Raw genomic sequence first — 587 nt, 5'->3', positions numbered from 1 at the left:
GCCCGCCCCCGGGAGCACCGTGCTCAGCCATCACCGCCCCAGTCTGGCAAACGGCGTGCGGGCGGCACCAATGCGCCGGCGTGGGTTCTCACCGCGCGGCGCGCGCGTTCAGCAGGTGGGTCAGCAGGTCGCGCCAGCTGACGATGCCGACCACCTTGCCGTGGTCGACCACCGGCAGGCAGCGCTGGTGCGAATCGACCAGGCCGGTCGCCACCGCCGCGACGTCCGCGTCGGCAGGCGCCCGCATTACCCGCCCGACCGGACCGTGATCGCGTCGATGTCGGGCATGACGTCCCTGTCTGACTCGCGATCGGCACCGTGGTCGCCCGGCCTATCTGCCCGCCTAGGGCGTGTCTGACAAAGATCGCGGTTGGTGGCTGGGATGCTGCTGGTTGTGTCGCGGTTTGAGTTGCTCTCGGATGAGCAGTGGGCGTTGATCGAGGACTTGTTGTCGGCGCGGACGGGTAGGCCGGGGCGTCCGTTTTCGGACGCGCGGGTGATGGTGGAGGGGATCATCTACCGGTACCGCTGTGGGCTCGCGTGGCGGGATGTGCCGGGAGTGTTCGGGCCGTGGCAGACGATCTGGA

General features: G+C 69.5%; 2 protein-coding genes. One reads left to right on the top strand and one right to left on the bottom strand.

The window, feature by feature from the left end; translation table 11 throughout:
* Nucleotides 1-88: 88 nt before the first annotated feature.
* Nucleotides 89-247 carry a CBS domain-containing protein gene (locus tag L2C96_RS44220; protein WP_237340335.1) on the bottom strand — a complete coding sequence of 53 codons (159 nt, stop codon included), beginning with the start codon at nt 245-247 and terminating at the stop codon, nt 89-91.
* 135 nt (nt 248-382) lie between these two features.
* Here L2C96_RS44220 and L2C96_RS44215 point away from each other — a divergent pair.
* A partial coding sequence (locus L2C96_RS44215) for a transposase (protein WP_237340334.1) occupies nt 383-587 on the top strand: 205 nt, incomplete at its 3' end.

Source organism: Amycolatopsis tucumanensis, from assembly GCF_021654135.1.
Lineage (GTDB): Bacteria > Actinomycetota > Actinomycetes > Mycobacteriales > Pseudonocardiaceae > Amycolatopsis_E > Amycolatopsis_E tucumanensis.
Note: the sequence above shows the minus strand (reverse complement) of the source record. Positions and strands in the feature narration are given on the sequence as shown.

Excerpts from the sequence above, each read along its gene's own strand:
- L2C96_RS44220 (WP_237340335.1), bottom strand. The coding sequence starts at position 247 with ATGCGGGCGCCTGCCGACGCGGACGTCGCGGCGGTGGCGACCGGCCTG.